The sequence below is a fragment of the Flagellimonas flava genome (genome assembly GCF_050617915.1).
Lineage (GTDB): Bacteria > Bacteroidota > Bacteroidia > Flavobacteriales > Flavobacteriaceae > Flagellimonas > Flagellimonas flava_A.
Genome location: NZ_JBODQE010000001.1, coordinates 490,238 through 508,495 on the forward strand (window position 1 = coordinate 490,238; position 18,258 = coordinate 508,495).

The following is an 18,258-nucleotide window of genomic DNA, read 5'->3' on the forward strand; positions in this document are numbered from 1 at the left end:
ATGAAAAAAAACTACGTCCTTCTCATTGCATTTTTGAGTGTTTCTTTTGTCTTTTCGCAGACTGATACCCGACTTTATGATATCATCAATTCAGTATCTGCGGAAAGGATAAAAAATGACGTGACCATATTAGCCAACTTTGGTACGCGACATACTTTAAGCGATACCGTTTCGCAAACCCGTGGCATTGGAGCAGCTAGAAGATGGATCAAATCCGAATTTGAAAAAACATCCGCCTCCTGTAATGGGTGTCTGGAAGTTTTCTATCAAAAAAACCTGGTTAAAAAAGAAGAAGGTCAACGTATTGTTAGGGATGTATGGGTGGTCAATGTGGTGGCAGTCCAACGCGGCACCAAATATCCCAACCGATATATTATTATGAGCGGGGATATTGATTCCCGTGTCAGCGACCCCAACAATTACACTTCGGACTCACCCGGCGCCAACGACAATGCCAGCGGAATGGCCGGAACTTTGGAAGCGGCCAGGGTACTCTCCAACTACCAATTTGAGAGCAGTATTATGTATGTGGGACTCTCCGGGGAAGAACAAGGACTCTTTGGAGGAAAGGGTTTGGCAAACCATGCCAAGGAAAAAGGATGGGAGATCATTGGTATCATGAACAACGACATGATTGGAAATATAACCGGGGTTGACGGTGTGGTAAGCAATCGCGACTTCCGTATCTTCTCCGAGCCTGTTCCCCCTACAGAAACTGAAAAACAGCGGAGGGCAAGGCGATTTTATGGTGGTGAAGTAGATGGGATTTCCAGACAACTGGCGCGCTATGTCCATAAAACCACCCAAACCTATATGCCAGAAATGAACCCCATGATGGTATATAGGCTAGATCGGTTTGGTAGAGGAGGGCACCATAGACCTTTTAACGATGTTGGTTTTGCCGGGATCAGAATAATGGAAGCCCATGAAAACTACACCCAGCAACATCAAGATATAAGGGTAGAGAACGGGATAGCCTACGGCGATGTATTGGAACATGTCAACTTTGACTATGCCAAAAAGCTTACCGCGGTCAATGCCATTAACTTGGCGTCAATAGCTTGGGCTCCCCCAGCCCCTACAACCGTAGAAATTGGAGGTATTGTGGAGCCTTCGGCCAAGCTCAAATGGAGCAAGGTGGATGGTGCTGCGGGGTACAAAATCTATTGGAGGGACACTACCTCCCCTACTTGGGACAACCACAAATTTGTTGGGAATGTCACCGAATTTGTCCTGGACGGCATTGTTGTTGATAATTTCTTTTTTGGGATAGCTGCGGTCGGAGCAGATGGGCATGAGAGCCCAGTAGTGTTTCCCAATAAAGTGTTCAGATAAGCTAAGACCTTGAAAAATCATACTAAACGTATTGGAATGAAAAATAAAATTGTTTTAAGTGTAATGCTTTTGGGAATAATGACAGGCGTATCCGCTCAAATGTTCACCCAACTGGACACGCTAAGGGGCAGTATTACCCCAGAAAGGGAATGGTGGGATGTGAGTTATTACGATTTGAACCTTAAAATAGACCCTGAGGCAGAATATATTTCGGGCTTCAATCGTATTAGGTACAAGGTTCTCAAAGAAGCAGATGTCATTCAAATTGACCTACAGCGACCCTTACAAATTGATGAGGTAACCCAGGACAATCAACCCTTGGAGTTTACCTCCATTGGCCCTGCCCACTTCATCAAACTAAAAAAGAAACAACGCAAAGGCGATTACAACGAACTTAAGGTCGTCTATTCCGGGGAACCAAGAAAAGCCGTCCGCGCGCCTTGGGACGGAGGATTTTCATGGAGCAGGGACGATAACAACCTGCCTTTTGCGGCTACCTCATGCCAGGGCTTGGGCGCCAGTGTTTGGTGGCCAAATAAGGATCATATGTACGATGAAGTGGATAGCATGCGCATTAGCGTGGATGTTCCCAAGAACTTGATGAATGTTTCCAATGGTAGGCTTATAGACACCAGTGAAGGTGATACGACCAAAAATTTCACCTGGTTTGTTTCCAATCCCATTAACAACTACTGCGTAAACGTGAACATAGGGGATTATGTCCATTTTGGGGAACAATTCAAAGGTGAAAAGGGCGCTTTGGATGTGGATTATTATGTGCTTCGGGATAATTTGGACAAGGCCAAAGAGCAATTCAAGCAAGCGTCCATGATGTTGGAAGCCTTTGAGCATTGGTTTGGCCCCTACCCGTTTTATGAAGACAGTTTTAAGCTGGTGGAAGTACCTTATTTGGGTATGGAACACCAAAGTTCCGTGACCTATGGAAATAAATATCAAAACGGGTACTTGGGTCGCGACCTTTCCGGTTCTGGCTGGGGATTAAAATTTGATTTTATCATCATCCATGAAGGTGGACATGAGTGGTTTGCCAACAATATCACCTACAAGGATATTGCCGATATGTGGATTCATGAGGCTTTTACAGCCTATTCAGAAAATCTCTATTTGGACTACCATTACGGCACCAAAGCTTCCGCGGAGTATGTGATTGGAACTCGAAAAAACATCAGAAACGATAGACCCATCATTGGTCCCTACAACGTAAATAAATCGGGCTCTGGAGACATGTACTACAAGGGAGCAAATATGTTGCACACCTTACGGCAACTGCTGGAAGACGATACGCTCTGGAGATCAATTTTAAGGGGATTGAATGAGGAGTTTTACCATCAAACCGTTACCACAGAGCAAATTGAAAACTATATCAGCAAGAAAACCAAAAAAGACTTGTCCGCCTTTTTCAACCAATATCTAAGAACTGCCATGATTCCCAAATTGGAATACAAACAAGATGGGGATACGCTGCGATTTAGATATGTGGACATTGTAGAGGATTTTGACATGCCCATTCGCCTCTTTGTAGATGGCAAGGAACAGTGGATTTATCCCAATTCGGAATGGAAAACGGAAAAATTGAAAGGTACCACCTTGGTCTTTGATGAGAACTTTTACGTGGAGACTGAACAAATTTAAATGAAGGAAATTCCGGAACATTATTTTAAAAATGATGCCGAGTGGCGGAAATGGCTTCATGATCATCATACTTCCTCTGCTGGGATTTATCTGATTCTGTATAAGGTAGATCATCACATGGAAAGTATGCGGTGGGAGGAAGCCGTGCGGGTTGCTTTATGTTACGGATGGATTGACAGCACCGTAAAAAGTCTGGGAGGTGGTAAACGCAGGCAGTACTTTTGCCCCAGAAAACCCAAAAGTGTGTGGAGCAAGGTCAACAAGGATCACATTGAAGAATTGATGGCCAATGACCAAATGCACCAAAGTGGTTTGGCGTCCATTCAAATAGCAAAGGAAAATGGCTCTTGGATTGCTTTGGATGATGTGGAAAACTGCGTGGTTCCTCCCGATTTACAAAAGGCTTTCAAAAGAAACAAAAAAGCATTTTCCAACTTTCAAAGTTTTACCCGATCACAAAAAAAGAGTTACCTCTATTGGTTAAACCAAGCTAAAAGGGAAGAAACCCGGCAAAAGCGGATTGTGGAAATCATTGATGGATGCAAAAAGAACATTAAATCCAGAAGTGCTAGATAGTTCTTTAAGTTTTGTCAGAGAATTCTGTTCCAAAATTTGTTCGTTTATCCAATATCCCTGATATTTAATCGCATAAAATTAGGTACAAGATCCCAACGCTATATCTTGCCGACCATCAACCTTTATTGTTATAGATGACCAAATCAAAATTCAACCTCCTACTCTTATCATTATTCATTTTATTTTTCAGCAGCTGTTCTTTTCAATTTTCGGAAGACTTTTTTGCCGATTTGGAAGATCAAGGTTCCAACGCCCTAATTACCGTTGAACCGTTTGAGAATGGCATAAGCCTAAGTGCGCCAAGAACAGTTTCCTATAGTTTCAACAGTGACCCTAGGCATAGGCTGTACAGCATCAATGTGGACATTGATGGCCAAGGTATATTGGGAACCCAAGACCGTACAGGTTCGTTCGTAGTCAACACGGACGCCCTCACGGAAGGAGAGCATACGTTAAGGGTTCGCTATCAATACTCTTCTGGAACCGGAAGTTTGGCCGATTTAAATGATCTGGAAAGACTGGAAGGTTCCATTTCTTATACGTTTACGGTAGACAAGTCAAGTCCAGACCCTGTAACACTTACCAATGTCGATGTCATCGATGGTACAATTTGGATACGATGGGAGGATGTTGGGCAACAAAATTTTGACGAGGCTGTTCTTTTGGTGTATGATCCAGAGGACAACAGGATACTTCGTCAAATTGAGCTTACACCTGAGGATATTTTGGCTGGGGAATTTAACGACACCCTCAGCACTGATCTTGAATTGGAATATGAGATAATGTTAAGTAACAGATACGCCGAATCCGCGGGTAACCGCATTGGTATTTCCTTGGACTATCCAAGCTTAAGGGGACAAGTCATCAATGATTCCCAATATAGAGTCCTATGGACCGAACATCCCTTATATGGCAATTTTGATTTTTACACCTACAACATGAGGCCCAACAACACCTTTGTTGATTTGAGCAACCGAGGGGGTGAACTCATCGTGGATGATGCCCCGGTCTTTGGGCAAACTGAAGTCCATTCCTTGAATTTGCAAAGAGAAAATGATTTTACCTACCTCCATTTTGTTTCTGGAGAAATGCATTTCGGGGAGACTTTTGAGGCCGATCAAGGGGAGAATTATGTCATGAGCACTCAACGGAATTCTATTTTCACGGTTGTGCTTGATGGTGGCACAACCTATAATGCCCCAAGGGATGTTATAATTCACGAATTGGATTCTGAAACTTTGGAGGTCATTAGGTCTAGGAACTATTTTACCATTACGGACAGTTTTGCCAATGTAACCATTGACCCTATTTCCAACAACTTGATTCTGGATTTAAAGGATTCCACTTATTTGATTGATGTGAATACCCTTGAAATTTTAAGTTCATGGAATGCTTCTGACTATACTTTAGATACCTACAATATCCACACCTATTATAGAAATGGCTTCATCATTGTGGAAAAGTTAAGCCGGGAATCCGTATACATTTTTGATGCTGCTACTCGAAACTTGCTATATCAATCCAACATTGAGTACAAGTTTCATATTGCAGATGACGGCGAGACCTTCATAAACAATAATGCCGTTTACCGATGGGACGGCAACGCCTTTAATGAGGTACTTGCACTCAACCTTATAGGCAATGTGTCCGTTCATGGGGTTTACTTTGTCCCCAATCAAAATATCGTCGTATTAAGCCATATAGATAGTAATCCCGTTATCTACGATTATGTTGCTGATACCTCCCAGATAATTCCACAACTTACGGGGATAGATGAAATCAAATATGATCCTGTTTCTGACAAGCTCTGTATGTTTAGGCGTGACCCCGATGATTCCAGCAATGACATTGCATATCTGTATTCACAGACCAGCGGAGTTGAGAAGCAGCTTAAGGTTTTTGTGGATTTTAGTACACGGTATTATCACTATTTAAACGAGAAACTGATTTCCAATCAGGGGCTTTACCTACAAGATTACTTTAACTAACCCATTGCCATGAAATCAATATTCAAATTTCTAGCCCTACTACTTATTTCACATAGTGCTATAGCCCAAAGCGGAAGTATTTTTGCCGAAATCAATTACAATACCTTTTCCCATAGTAATCTTCAGAGTTTCCAGCAGGAATTCGTTCAGGACATTCCACAAGTAGATTTAAGAGTAAATGACAATTTTCCCGCTCATGTGGGCTTTACCGTGGGTTATAAAATAAATGCAATCAACACTTCCATTTTTGCCAGTTACAATAGTACCGGGGGCAAAATCTCCTACTCTGATTTTTCTGGAGTGATTCGTCTCACCCAGCCTTTAAACGGCTATACCCTAGGCGGTATATACCATGTAAGTCTATTACGAAACGATAGGAACAATGCACTGTCTTTAAGTTTGAAAGGATTTGGCACCTATTCCACCCTGGATATCCAAAGCTATAACGAAACTTTGGGTGCGGTCACTGAGGAGGAAATAGGTGTGCATTCCATTGATTACGGGGTTGGAGTTGGTCTGATCTATGAATATCCCATTTCCGTAATCCGCTTGAGAGCTTCCATAGGTTTTGATGCCGTCCTAGGAAACAAACTAACCTTGAATGACAACAAGGATTTTTATGTTGAAGATAATGGTGGAAGTGCTGTTAAAACTGGCTGGTCCGGATTAAGAACAGGCATTGGGATTGCCATCCCCATTTAACCATAAACAGTCTTCAAAGCCTAACCCCCTTTTCCATACAGTCTGTGATAAATAATGGCTGCTGCCCCACCAACTAGGGAAAACCCTGTGAGCATCCAGAACACATTTTGATGCCCAAGTTCTTCTCCCTTATGCGCATCAAGCAAGATTCCATACGCTGGCCCAGCAAAGATATCGGGGGTATATCCTATCAAAGAAATGAGTCCTACTGCTGTCCCTGTTAACATCAACGGGATTTTGCCTTTCTGCATTACGCCAAAGTAAAGCGCCCTTGCCGCATAGATTCCTGCCGCCACAATCACTACGGACATAAAAAACAAAGCCGTGGTTGAAGGACCGATAATTCCAGAACCAAACAGGATCCCGCCCAGAATACAGGCTCCAAAACTATACACCAACCACAGGGTGATTCTAAATCGGTCTACCAACAGTCCCACCAAAACCCCAATTGTTGGCCTTAAAAACTGGAAAAAGGTTCCCGTTTGGGCCGCTTTTACCTCATTGTACAACATCACTTCGTTGGCATATTGCGATATAATATCCGTTATCTTATAGCCTACATAGGCACAAAGAATTATAATCATCAGCAACCAAACCGAGGGAATCCGCAGAACCTCCCCAATTTCCTTTTTGGAAATACGGTCCACCAGAATTTCCCGCTCATCCATTCCAGATTTTAGAAAAACCCAAACCAAGACTCCTATAATAGCTATGATCACACTGGAGGTATACACAATATATTGAAATGCTTCTCTCCGTTCCCCAAGTGAGCTGGCATCCACTTCTTCACCCAAAAAAAATGAGAAGATGAGCACGCCCAACAAACCAAATAGGGCTCCCGTGAGTCCGCGTCCCCCGTCCAAGAGTCCAAACGCTTTTCCTTGCGCAGTATCCCCGCCCCACACGCGCGTTGCTTTGATCATGGGCGCCCAAAACAAAAAAATGGTGGTAAAACCCCAATAACCATATAAAACCTGCAATTGCTTAAAGCTCGGATAAGTCACAAAAAACAGGCCTCCCAAGGCGGTCATCCATAAAGCAATGGCAATTAATTTTCGAGGAGGATATTTATCGGCCAAAGGCCCCCCAAATAGGTAAGAAATCAAGGCTACAATCCCATAAACTGAAAAGCATAGGCCCAGTTGGGTATTGTCCAATTGAAAAACATCCAGGACGGTACTTCTAAAAATCCTAGGGAGTACAAAGGGAAGGATAAAAACCGCTTCTCCAGCCAGAATCAGCAAAGTAAGATAATACCAAGGGGCTTTTTTATCCATTCGCTATAAATATAGCCAAAAATCCAAGCTTTAAGTCTTGTTTACATCTTCCCCTTAGGTTATTTCAGATATGACTACACTATTGATTTACCAACTGTTCCCAATTCTTGACATCCCCATCGATTACAATTGTTCTGTTCTTCTTGGCAACGGTGGAAACACCTCCGATAACGGAACCCAAAAAAGCTCCTATAATGGAGAAACCTACCATGTTTTCTGAAGTGGAAGTCACAAAGAATCCCTCTTCCTCGCCAAGGGCTAGACCAAAAACTGCCCCCGTTGTGGCTCCAAAAAGAGCTCCCATACCCACATTATGACCACCTGCTCTTTTCAATTTTATCTTTTCAATATTGTTAAAGGGGATTTCTGTGGTCTTTTTTCCTTTTATAAGCACCAACCCATTTGAAGACCAGGACACCACAAAACCTTTTGCTATTTTGGTTCCCTGCATATCAAAAACCCGTACAAACAGATTTTCAGTGTCCAAAGGTTCTTGAGTAAATGCAGTGGTTCCCACTAGCAATATCCCAAGGATGATGAATTTTTTCATTGGAATCGGATTTAAAGGTTAATTACCGCTTTAGGGGAACAGAAATTTCAATAGCAACCAATTAAAATTGAGCAAATTACTTCAGAATTCCTAATATTCCTGTGGATTGTCCAACGATAAGTGAGGATAAACCGGGGTATTTGTGTCAAAAACCCGGTTGCAATGCCATTAACAAGGCTTTAAGAAAACCACTCTTCGTTTTTGGTATCTTTAGCTGACTAATTGAACCTATAATGAAATACTTCTACGTTGCACTGGTGTTCCTAGCATCGGTAAGCTTGTATGCCCAAGAAAAAGACAAAAAAGATGACTCTAAATGGGATGTTTCCAATCCCAAAGGAGATTTCAATTTCCAAGACCACCAATTTACTACGGACGAGGGTACCTGGATGAATTTGGATGTGAGCCCTGATGGTTCACAGATTGTTTTTGATTTATTGGGCGATATCTATTCCATGCCAATTTCTGGTGGAAAAGCTAAACTATTGAGAGGCGGAATCCCTTTTGAGGTGCAACCGAGATTTAGCCCGGACGGTTCCAAAATTTCCTTTACCAGTGATGCAGGAGGTGGGGACAACATTTGGGTGATGGATGCTGATGGCTCTAATGCCAAGCAGGTCACCAAAGAAGATTTCAGATTGCTCAACAATTCGTACTGGATGCCCAACGGTCATTATCTGGTGGCACGTAAGCATTTTACTTCCCAACGTTCCCTTGGAGCGGGGGAAATTTGGCAATATCACATAACGGGAGGAACTGGGCTACAACTCACCAAACGTAAAAATGATCAGCAAGATGTCAACGAACCCTGTGTTTCTGCGGATGGCAAATACCTTTACTACAGTGAGGATGTTTACCCAGGGGGATTCTTTCAATACAACAAGGATCCCAACAAACAGATCTATGTAATAAAACGCTATGATTTTGAAACTGGAAAAACCGTTACGGTAACCGGTGGCCCTGGAGGGGCAGCCAGACCCCAAGTGTCCCCCGATGGCAAGCTGCTTGCATTTGTAAAACGTGTACGCACCAAAAGTGTACTATTTCTGCATGACCTTGAAACTGGAGAGGAATGGCCTATTTTGGATTCACTGAACAAAGACCAACAAGAGGCCTGGGCTATTTTTGGAGTATACCCCAACTTCAATTGGATGCCCAATAACCAAGAAATTGTTTTTTGGAACAAAGGAAAAATCCATAGAATCAATATTGGGACCCAAGAGGTGATCAATATCCCATTTAGTGTGGATGCGAACATTAAGATTGCCGAAACCCTTAGGGTGGATTCGCCAGTTGCTCCTGACCAGTTCACCGCCAAGGTGATTCGCCATGCGGTGACCTCCCCCGACCAAAAAACATTGGTTTTTAACGCCCTTGGGCACCTTTGGACCAAAAAACTGCCCAATGGGAAGCCTAAACGCCTAACTAAGGGAACGGATTTTGAATTTGAACCCACCTTTGCTCCAGATGGAAAGACCATAGCCTATGTTACCTGGAATGATGAAAACCTGGGAGCGATATACAAGATATCCTCCTCCGGTGGAACGCCCATAAAAATCAGCTCTGAAAAAGGCATTTACCGCACCCCTTCATTTAGCTTGGATGGCCGTAAAATCACATATCGAAAAGAGCCCGGCAACAACGACCAAGGGCGAAGCTTTGCCAAGAAAACAGGTGTCTACACCATCAATGCAGATGGTTCCAATCCCAATTGGGTGGTCAATGAGGGGGAATATCCGACCTTCAGCAAGGATGGAAAACGTATTTTCTACCAAACCGGGGGAATGTTTTTTGGAAGCCTGACCAAGGAGCTTAAATCGGTAGATCTAAATGGCAAGGACAAAAAAACACATGTCAAATCCAAATATGCCAACCGTCTGGTGCCGAGCCCTGACAATAAATGGATAGCTTTTACCAACTTACATAAAGCTTATATCGCACCTTTGGTGCTCAATGGAAAGGAAATTGATTTGGACAACAATTCCAAATCTGTTCCAGTTTCACAGATTTCCAAGGATGCAGGCATCAATTTGCATTGGTCCAGTGACAGTAAAAGAATCTTTTGGACCTTGGGCGAAGAATATTTCGTGAACGATATCAAAGACCGCTATACCTTTTTACCCGGGTCACCTGAAAAGGCCGTTAAAATGGATAGTATCGGAACCAAGATCGGTTTGGTTGCCAAAACCCATAAACCTTCAGGTAGAATCGCTTTTACCAATGCTCGAATCTTGACGATGGAAGAAGATGAAATCATTGAAAATGGCACCATCGTCATCAACGAAAATAAAATTGAATATGTAGGCAAGTCAGATGAAATTAATGTGCCTTCCAATGCCAAGGTATTTGATGCTACCGGAAAGACCATCATGCCTGGTATCGTGGATGCCCATGCCCATATTGGCGGTTTTCGATATGGATTGACCACCCAAAAGCATTGGCAATTGTATGCAAATTTAGCCTTTGGAGTTACCACTTCCCACGATCCCTCGGCCAATACAGAGTCCATTTTTGCCATGTCCGAACTGATTAAAAATGGGAATATGGTAGGACCGCGCTTGTATTCCACAGGTATCATCTTGTATGGCGCCGACGGAGATTTCAAGGCCGTGATCAACAATCTTGAAGATGCCCGTTCCGCAATCCGAAGAACCAAGGCCTTTGGGGCCAAGTCCGTGAAAAGCTATAACCAACCCAGAAGGGACCAACGGCAGCAGGTGATGCAAGCCGCACGGGAATTGGGCATCAACGTAGTGCCTGAAGGTGGTTCTACTTTCTACCATAACATGACCATGATCATGGATGGCCATACTGGAATAGAACACAATATCCCGGTTGCTCCGGTTTATAAAGATGTGGTGGAACTTTGGAAAACCAGTGGTTCAGGGTATACCCCTACCCTTGTGGTCAACTATGGAGGGATGAATGGAGAATATTATTTCTATCAGAAAGACAAGATATGGGAGAACGAAAAACTCTTGAAATATACCCCAAGAGGTCTGGTGGATTCCCGATCCAGATACCGAACCATGATTCCGGATGAGGAATATGAAAATGGTCATATACTGGTTTCTAAAACTGCTACGGCCCTGACCAATGAGGGTGTTAAGGTCAATTTGGGTGCCCACGGTCAGTTACAGGGTCTTGGCGCCCATTGGGAGCTGTGGTTGTTGCATCAGGGCGGATTGACCCATATGCAAGCGCTGCAGGCGGCTACCATTAATGGAGCCAGATACATCGGTGCAGGAAATGACATAGGTTCCTTGAAAGTGGGAAAACTTGCGGATTTGATTGTCCTGGACAAAAATCCTCTAGAGGACATACGAAATACCGAATCTGTGAAATACACCATGGTAAATGGTCGTCTCTTTGATACGGAAACCATGGATGAAATTGGAAATACGGAGCTAAACCGAAGCCAGTTTTGGTGGGAAAACAACAAATACAACGCTGCTTTCCCTTGGCATGAAGAAGCCCAAAGCTTCACACGCCCAGGCTGTGGTTGCCATATTGGGCACAACTAACCGCCTCGTCCTAGGGGCCTAAACTACACTGTGATGAAAAAAACAACACTACTCTTGATCATGATAGCCCTAACGGCATGCAATCAGGCTCAGGAAAAAGCAATTACTGGCGACCTTTTACTTAGCGATGTCAACGTAATCGATGTTCGCGAAGGAACCCTATTGGCCCATCAACACATTGTGATAGATTCCGGGAAAATAAAATATATTCTTTCAGAAGAACAGCATCCAGAAAATTTTAATGAGCATATTGATGGTTCAGGAAAGTTTTTGCTTCCTGGCCTTGCTGAAATGCATGCGCACATTCCCCCTCCCTCAACTTCACAAGAACGATTGGAAGAAACGCTTTTCCTATACTTATCCAATGGTATCACCACTATACGTGGTATGCTGGGGGCACCCAATCATCTGGAATTGCGGGAGCAGGTGAAAACAGGGGAGATTTTGGGACCTCGGATTTTTACCTCCAGTCCTTCCCTTAATGGTAATTCGGTTACTTCGGAAGAAGAAGCCATTACCAAAGTAACGGCCTATCAAAAAGACGGGTATGACTTTTTAAAAATCCATCCGGGTATTGAACGTAATGTGTTTGATGCGCTGGTCAAAACGGCCAATGAGGTAGGAATTACCTTTGCGGGCCATGTTCCTGTGGATGTGGGTATCCGACATGCCCTAGAAAGCAATTTCGCCTCCATTGACCATATTGATGGTTATTTGGAAGGGCTTGTACCTACTTCCGAAAATGTTGACCCTACGGCCAATGGATTCTTCGGATATAATTTTACTCCGTTGGCAGATGTTTCCCTAATTGATGAACTGGTTGCGCTTTCCAAAGAGCATAAGGTCTGGATCGTACCCACCCAAAGTCTATTTGAGCGATGGTTTGCTCCTATTTCTGTAGAAACGCTTCTGGCACAACCGGAAATGAAATATATGCCCGTCTCCACCTTGGAGAACTGGAAAAAAATCAAATTGAACTCCACAGGCCCGGATTCCGGTTTTGATGAAGCCCAGTGGGATGATTTTATTGCTATTCGGAGGCAATTGCTAAAAGCTTTGCAAGACAACGGTCAAGGTATTTTATTGGGGTCAGATGCCCCTCAACTGTTCAACGTTCCAGGATTTTCCATCCACCACGAAATTGAAGGTATGGTAAAAGCAGGGATGACTCCTTTGGAAATCATTCAATCCGGGACCATTAACCCAGCCCAATTTTTTGGATTGGAACATGAATTTGGAGAAGTTAAGGAAGGATTGGCCGCGGATCTTGTTGTTCTGGAATCCAATCCGTTGGATAACTTGTCTTCCCTGAAAGATATCTCAGGAGTTTTTCGTCAAGGTAAGTGGTTATCCCAAGAAATGATTGCCCTTAAACTTGAAAAAATTGCCGAGAACGCCTCTAAAAATTAAAAATTCAGCTAATCATTAATCTAAAAACGACAAAATACCTAAAATGATAAAAAAGTTACTTTTTCTGATGACGCTTTGCGCGTCCACAGTGGTCTTTGGCCAAGAATTCAATATGGATTTGGTACAGGACATGAAACCCAGAAACATTGGTCCAGCTGGCATGAGTGGTCGGGTTACCGCCATTGATGTGGTACACTCCAATCCTGACATTATGTATGTGGGCACCGCTTCTGGTGGACTCTGGAAATCCACCTCAGGAGGAATTAGATGGAAGCCCATTTTTGAAAAGGAGGTTACAGGCTCAATTGGTGCTGTCGCCATCCAACAATCCAATCCCTCTGTAATTTGGGCAGGAACCGGGGAAGGAAACCCAAGAAACAGTCTTAACGGAGGTTATGGTATTTACAAATCATTGGATAGCGGTAAAACCTGGACATCCATGGGATTGGAAAAAACGAGGCATATTCACAGAATCATTATAGACCCTACCAATCCAGATGTGGTATATGTAGGAGCCATTGGATCCCCGTGGGGCGAGCATCCAGAACGCGGCGTCTTTAAAACTACGGACGGAGGAAAAACTTGGAGTAAAATCTTATTTGTAAACAATAAAACTGGGGTGGCGGATATGGTCATGGATCCTTCCAATCCCAATAAGCTAATAGTGGCCTTATGGGAACACAAACGTGACCCTTGGTTCTTTAAGTCTGGTGGAGAAGGAAGTGGCCTACATATAACCCATGATGGCGGTCTCAACTGGAAAAAGGTTACGGAAGAAGATGGGCTGCCCAAAGGGGAATTGGGAAGAATTGGAATAGCCATTGCCAAAAACAAACCCAATGTGGTATACGCGCTGGTGGAAGCCAAAAAAAATGCACTCTATAAGTCTGAGGACGGGGGTGCCAAATGGAAGAAAATCAATGATAAAAACGATATTGGCAATCGTCCGTTCTACTATTCTGAAATCTATGTAGACCCAGAAAATGAGAATCGGGTGTATTCCATTTTTACCTACGTGAATGTTTCAGAAGATGGTGGAAAAAATTTCAAACAGCTAATGCCCGCTTATCAAGTGGATAATGGGGTGCATCCCGATCACCATGCATGGTGGATCCATCCCGAAAATGGTCAATTCATGATTGATGGAAACGATGGGGGTATGAACATCACCAAAGATGGCGGCAAAACTTGGCGTTTTGTAGGTAACCTGCCCCTGGCCCAATTCTATCACATTAGTGTGGACAATGAGTACCCCTACAATGTATATGGAGGTATGCAAGATAATGGTTCTTGGCGAGGGCCAGCCTATGCTTGGCGTCATCAAGGGATACGAAACGACTATTGGCAAGAAATCGCTTTTGGGGATGGTTTTGATGTGGTTCCCGATTTGGACAATAACCAATTTGGGTACGCCATGAGTCAGCAAGGGTTTGTTTCCCGATACGATTGGAAAACGGGGAACAATTATATTGTTCGCCCTACCCCACCTGATGCCACCACAAAACTTCGGTTCAACTGGAACGCAGGCATTGGGCAGGACCCATTTGACAACAGCACCGTTTATTTTGGAAGTCAGTTTGTCCATAAATCCACAAACAAGGGATTGACCTGGGAAGTTATATCCCCTGACTTGACCACCAACGACAAGGAAAAGCAAAAGCAAAGTGAAAGTGGTGGATTGACCATGGACGCCACTGGAGCGGAAAATTATTGCACCATTCTCGTTATAGAACCCTCACCAGTGGAACAAAACATGCTTTGGGTGGGTACAGATGACGGACGCGTGCACATCACCCAAAATGGAGGAGAAAGCTGGACAGATGTAACCCAAAACATCAAAGGTTTGCCAAAGGGCAGCTGGATTCCTCAGATTAAGGCTTCGAAAACCCATAGAGGCGAAGCTTTGTTGGTGGCAAATGACTACCGAAGGTTCAATTACACCCCTTACGCTTATCGTACCAAGGATTATGGAAGAACCTGGACACGAATTGTGGATGGTAATGATGCAGAAGGTTATGCGTTATCCATTGTGGAAGACAAGGAAAATTCCAACCTCCTCTTTTTAGGCACTGATGATGGGCTCTACATCTCCTTCAATGCCGGTGGAAAATGGCAAAAATGGACAGAAGGTTACCCAACGGTATCTACCAAAGATTTGGTTATCCATCCCAGGGAACAGGATTTGGTGATTGGGACGTTTGGTCGTGCAGCCTGGGTATTGGATGATATTCGTCCATTAAGGGCTTTGGCCCAAAACCCTTCCCTTCTTCAAAAGGAGGTAAGTCTTTTTGAATCTCCTGATGCCTATTTGGCAGCGTATCAACAAGCCACGGGAAGCCGATTTGGCGGGGATGCCATTTATAATGGCGAAAACAGAAAACAAGGGGCCATGTTGACCTATTATCTGAAGGAAGGAAAGAAACAGGAGTCCAAATCCGACAATAAAGAGGATGAAGAGGAAAAGGCAGATGAAGCCAAAAAGGACGAAAAACCAAAAAAGGATTCCATTTTCATCAAAATTTATGATGGGGATAGATTGATTAGGACCCTCTCCCACAAAACACCTAAAAAAGCAGGATTCCATAGGGTATATTGGGGATTGGATGAAAAAGGGCCGGACACCCCTGCAAGGAAAATCAGCAAAAGCAAGAAGGAAAACGGAGGTATATCTGTTAAACCTGGTACCTACAAGGTGAAAATCCAATATGGCGGTCATACGGACTCCACTCGTGTTATCGTAAAAACAGACCCTCGAATCAAAACTTCCTTGGAGGGAATCCAAGAAGTTTATGACATGGGCAAAAAATTGGAAGGCTACACCCAAACTGCTGCCGATGCGGTAAAGCAATTGGTGCAGAACAAAAATCTGGCCCAAAAGTTCGAAAAAGAAATGAAGGAACTGGATAAGGAAAAATACAAGGACCAAATCAAAGCTTCTGGGGACATTGTCAAAAAAATAGATTCGGTCGTAGCTGTTTATCTGGGTAAGGAGGACAAAAGGCAAGGGATTACAAGAAATCCGGAAATTACCGTGATGCAGCGCTTAAATACGGCAAGTTTTTACGTTGGCACAAGAAAATCCGGTATCACCGAAACCGAAAAGAAATTGATACAATTTGCCCATGAGGAACTGAAGGAAGCAGTGGATAAGACCAATTCGTTTTTTACAAATGATTGGAAACCTTACCAAGAATCCATAGAAGCCTTAAATTTGTCCCCTTTTAAGGAAACGCAAGTTTTTGAACTAGATTAAAATAGTATGATTAAGAAAATTGTATTTAGCTTAATGACAATAGGGTTTGCAGCCCAACTTAGTGCCCAACAAGCCGGAGAGGACGAATGGGGAGCTTGGTATATGTATTTCGGAACCAACAAAATTGCGGAACGGTTCAGTATTCACACAGAGGCCCAGTTCCGATTCTATGAAACGGCCTCCAACTTTAACCAAATGCTTCTGCGTACGGGACTCAATTATCATATAGATAAAAACGCTATTGCCACATTGGGCTATGGCTATATTACCACTGATGGTACTTTTGAGGAGTTTCCCAACGAAACCAACAGCAAGGAGCATCGTATTTTCCAACAGTTCATTTTGAAAAACAAAGTCTGGGAGTTTCTATTTGAGCACCGTTATAGACTGGAACAACGGTTTTTGGATTTTGGGGATCGGACAGATACCCAGCATCGTGGACGGTATAGGATTCAAATGACCCTACCCTTAACGGATACCTTCTTCCTGAATTTTTATGATGAACTGTTCATCAATTTACAGGATGACCTTTTTGGACAAAACCGTTTGTATGGAGCATTGGGAATTCATGTGACCAGTAACAGTAGTGTTCAAGTGGGTTACCTACGAAATCAGTTTGCCAATGCGGTCTTTGATCGCGTGCAGATAGGAATCTTTTATAATCCCGACTTAAGGGGAGTGTTCAAGAAGAAAGGGGCCACCAACTAATCCCTATTGATTGCCCATTTGTTCTGAACCAGAGGTTTAACTTTTATTTGGAACAAATGGGTCTTCAAAAAATCAACTTTAAAAATTCAGATGGTCAAACTTTGGTAGGTCGATTAGAGCTACCCGCGGACCAACATCCCCATAGCTATGCCATTTTTGCGCATTGCTTTACGTGCAACAAAAACTTGTTGGCGGTAAAAAACATAGGAAAAGCACTCACCTCCCACGGATTTGGTGTCTTGCGTTTTGATTTCACAGGACTTGGGGAAAGCGATGGGGATTTTGCCGATACCAACTTCTCAGGTAATGTAGGCGATCTTGTAGCTGCTGCTGAATTTTTACGGGATAATTATGATTCCCCTACCCTTATCATTGGACATTCTCTGGGTGGTGCTGCATCTATTTTTGCCGCAGCGCAAATTCCATCCATCAAAGCGGTTGCCACTATTGGTGCTCCATCCAATCCGGTACATGTTAAACATCTTTTGCAGAGCGGAGTGGATGAAATCTTGGCCACTGGAAAAGCAGTAGTCAACTTAAGCGGAAGGGATTTCACCATTAAAAAGCAATTTTTGGACGATTTGGATACCAAATCCCTACCCGAAACCGCCAAGGCGCTTCGCAAACCACTTTTGATCATGCATTCCCCGCAGGACGATACCGTGGGAATCAAAAATGCGGAAGAAATCTATATTGCTGCCCATCATCCAAAAAGTTTTGTTTCCTTGGATGGGGCTGATCACTTGCTCTCCAAAAAGGAGGATTCGGTCTATGCTGGAAATGTAATTGCCGGTTGGGCAATGCGATATTTGGATCCAGTGGAAAACCTAGAACCAAAATTGAATACCAAGCATCAAGTGGTGGCTAGTTTGGATGCGGAAGATGGATTTACCACGCAAATGAAAGTGGGCAGGCATTATATGGTTGCGGATGAACCCGAAAGTTTTGGTGGCAACGATTTTGGGCCTTCACCCTATGAATTGGTTTCGGCTGGTTTATCTGCCTGTACGGTCATGACCATTCAGATGTACTCCAAAAGAAAAGGTTGGCCCGTGGATAATGTGGAAGTCCATACTTCCTATAGCAAAACCCATGCACAGGATTGTGAGAATTGTGAACAGGATAGTGCCAAAATAGATACCTTTCACAGGGAAATCAAGCTCACAGGAGATTTGGATGAGAAACAAAAAGCACGAATTATGCAAATCGCGGACAAGTGTCCCGTTCATAAGACCCTGCATAGTGAAACCCAGGTCATCAGTAAATTAGTGGAGTAATCGCG

The 18,258-nt window shown here is 43.4% G+C and carries 12 protein-coding genes; 10 read left to right on the top strand and 2 right to left on the bottom strand.

The window, feature by feature from the left end; translation table 11 throughout:
* From ACRHOZ_RS02260 to ACRHOZ_RS02280, 5 genes are all read left to right on the top strand, one after another.
* Window positions 1-1,335 (top strand): M28 family peptidase, encoded by a 1,335-nt coding sequence (locus ACRHOZ_RS02260; RefSeq protein ID WP_431121880.1) that lies wholly within the window; start codon window positions 1-3, stop codon window positions 1,333-1,335.
* Between the two features lie 36 nt (window positions 1,336-1,371).
* Entirely contained in the window at window positions 1,372-2,988 is a 1,617-nt protein-coding gene (locus ACRHOZ_RS02265; protein WP_431121882.1) for a M1 family metallopeptidase, read from the top strand.
* Window positions 2,989-3,564 (top strand): YdeI/OmpD-associated family protein, encoded by a 576-nt coding sequence (locus tag ACRHOZ_RS02270; RefSeq protein WP_431121885.1) that lies wholly within the window; start codon window positions 2,989-2,991, stop codon window positions 3,562-3,564. It abuts the gene before it with no gap.
* Between the two features lie 134 nt (window positions 3,565-3,698).
* Complete coding sequence (locus ACRHOZ_RS02275) at window positions 3,699-5,552, top strand: hypothetical protein (RefSeq protein WP_431121887.1); 1,854 nt, start codon at window positions 3,699-3,701, stop codon at window positions 5,550-5,552.
* A gap of 9 nt (window positions 5,553-5,561) precedes the next feature.
* Window positions 5,562-6,254, top strand: coding sequence for a hypothetical protein (locus tag ACRHOZ_RS02280; protein WP_431121890.1), 693 nt, complete (start codon window positions 5,562-5,564; stop codon window positions 6,252-6,254).
* A gap of 20 nt (window positions 6,255-6,274) precedes the next feature.
* Here ACRHOZ_RS02280 and ACRHOZ_RS02285 read toward each other — a convergent pair whose 3' ends face one another.
* Together ACRHOZ_RS02285 and ACRHOZ_RS02290 are read right to left on the bottom strand one after the other, a co-directional pair.
* Window positions 6,275-7,531: an MFS transporter gene (locus tag ACRHOZ_RS02285; RefSeq protein WP_431121893.1), complete on the bottom strand. Its 1,257-nt coding sequence runs from the start codon at window positions 7,529-7,531 to the stop codon at window positions 6,275-6,277.
* Window positions 7,532-7,610: 79 nt separating this feature from the next.
* Window positions 7,611-8,081, bottom strand: a complete 471-nt coding sequence (locus ACRHOZ_RS02290; RefSeq protein WP_431121896.1) for a hypothetical protein — start codon at window positions 8,079-8,081, stop codon at window positions 7,611-7,613.
* A 233-nt stretch (window positions 8,082-8,314) separates the two neighbouring features.
* On the opposite strand from ACRHOZ_RS02290, the gene ACRHOZ_RS02295 reads away from it, so the two are divergent.
* The 5 genes from ACRHOZ_RS02295 to ACRHOZ_RS02315 are packed head-to-tail and all read left to right on the top strand — an operon-like array spanning window position 8,315 to window position 18,253.
* Window positions 8,315-11,605: an amidohydrolase family protein gene (locus ACRHOZ_RS02295; RefSeq protein ID WP_431121898.1), complete on the top strand. Its 3,291-nt coding sequence runs from the start codon at window positions 8,315-8,317 to the stop codon at window positions 11,603-11,605.
* Window positions 11,606-11,638: 33 nt separating this feature from the next.
* Window positions 11,639-13,015 carry an amidohydrolase family protein gene (locus ACRHOZ_RS02300; RefSeq protein ID WP_431121900.1) on the top strand — a complete coding sequence of 459 codons (1,377 nt, stop codon included), beginning with the start codon at window positions 11,639-11,641 and terminating at the stop codon, window positions 13,013-13,015.
* A 46-nt stretch (window positions 13,016-13,061) separates the two neighbouring features.
* The gene (locus tag ACRHOZ_RS02305) at window positions 13,062-16,268 is read left to right on the top strand and encodes a VPS10 domain-containing protein (RefSeq protein WP_431123315.1); all 3,207 of its coding nucleotides are present in this window, start codon (window positions 13,062-13,064) and stop codon (window positions 16,266-16,268) included.
* A gap of 6 nt (window positions 16,269-16,274) precedes the next feature.
* Window positions 16,275-16,976 carry a DUF2490 domain-containing protein gene (locus tag ACRHOZ_RS02310; RefSeq protein ID WP_431121902.1) on the top strand — a complete coding sequence of 234 codons (702 nt, stop codon included), beginning with the start codon at window positions 16,275-16,277 and terminating at the stop codon, window positions 16,974-16,976.
* 56 nt (window positions 16,977-17,032) lie between these two features.
* Window positions 17,033-18,253 carry a bifunctional alpha/beta hydrolase/OsmC family protein gene (locus ACRHOZ_RS02315; protein WP_431121904.1) on the top strand — a complete coding sequence of 407 codons (1,221 nt, stop codon included), beginning with the start codon at window positions 17,033-17,035 and terminating at the stop codon, window positions 18,251-18,253.
* Window positions 18,254-18,258 lie beyond the last annotated feature (5 nt).

Bases quoted from the DNA above. Each gene is read 5' to 3' on its own strand.
- ACRHOZ_RS02290 (WP_431121896.1), bottom strand. From the start codon at position 8,081: ATGAAAAAATTCATCATCCTTGGGATATTGCTAGTGGGAACCACTGCA.
- ACRHOZ_RS02295 (WP_431121898.1), top strand. From the start codon at position 8,315: ATGAAATACTTCTACGTTGCACTGGTGTTCCTAGCATCGGTAAGCTTG.
- ACRHOZ_RS02285 (WP_431121893.1), bottom strand. From the start codon at position 7,531: ATGGATAAAAAAGCCCCTTGGTATTATCTTACTTTGCTGATTCTGGCT.
- ACRHOZ_RS02315 (WP_431121904.1), top strand. From the start codon at position 17,033: ATGGGTCTTCAAAAAATCAACTTTAAAAATTCAGATGGTCAAACTTTG.
- ACRHOZ_RS02265 (WP_431121882.1), top strand. From the start codon at position 1,372: ATGAAAAATAAAATTGTTTTAAGTGTAATGCTTTTGGGAATAATGACA.
- ACRHOZ_RS02300 (WP_431121900.1), top strand. From the start codon at position 11,639: ATGAAAAAAACAACACTACTCTTGATCATGATAGCCCTAACGGCATGC.
- ACRHOZ_RS02260 (WP_431121880.1), top strand. From the start codon at position 1: ATGAAAAAAAACTACGTCCTTCTCATTGCATTTTTGAGTGTTTCTTTT.
- ACRHOZ_RS02310 (WP_431121902.1), top strand. From the start codon at position 16,275: ATGATTAAGAAAATTGTATTTAGCTTAATGACAATAGGGTTTGCAGCC.
- ACRHOZ_RS02275 (WP_431121887.1), top strand. From the start codon at position 3,699: ATGACCAAATCAAAATTCAACCTCCTACTCTTATCATTATTCATTTTA.
- ACRHOZ_RS02270 (WP_431121885.1), top strand. From the start codon at position 2,989: ATGAAGGAAATTCCGGAACATTATTTTAAAAATGATGCCGAGTGGCGG.
- ACRHOZ_RS02280 (WP_431121890.1), top strand. From the start codon at position 5,562: ATGAAATCAATATTCAAATTTCTAGCCCTACTACTTATTTCACATAGT.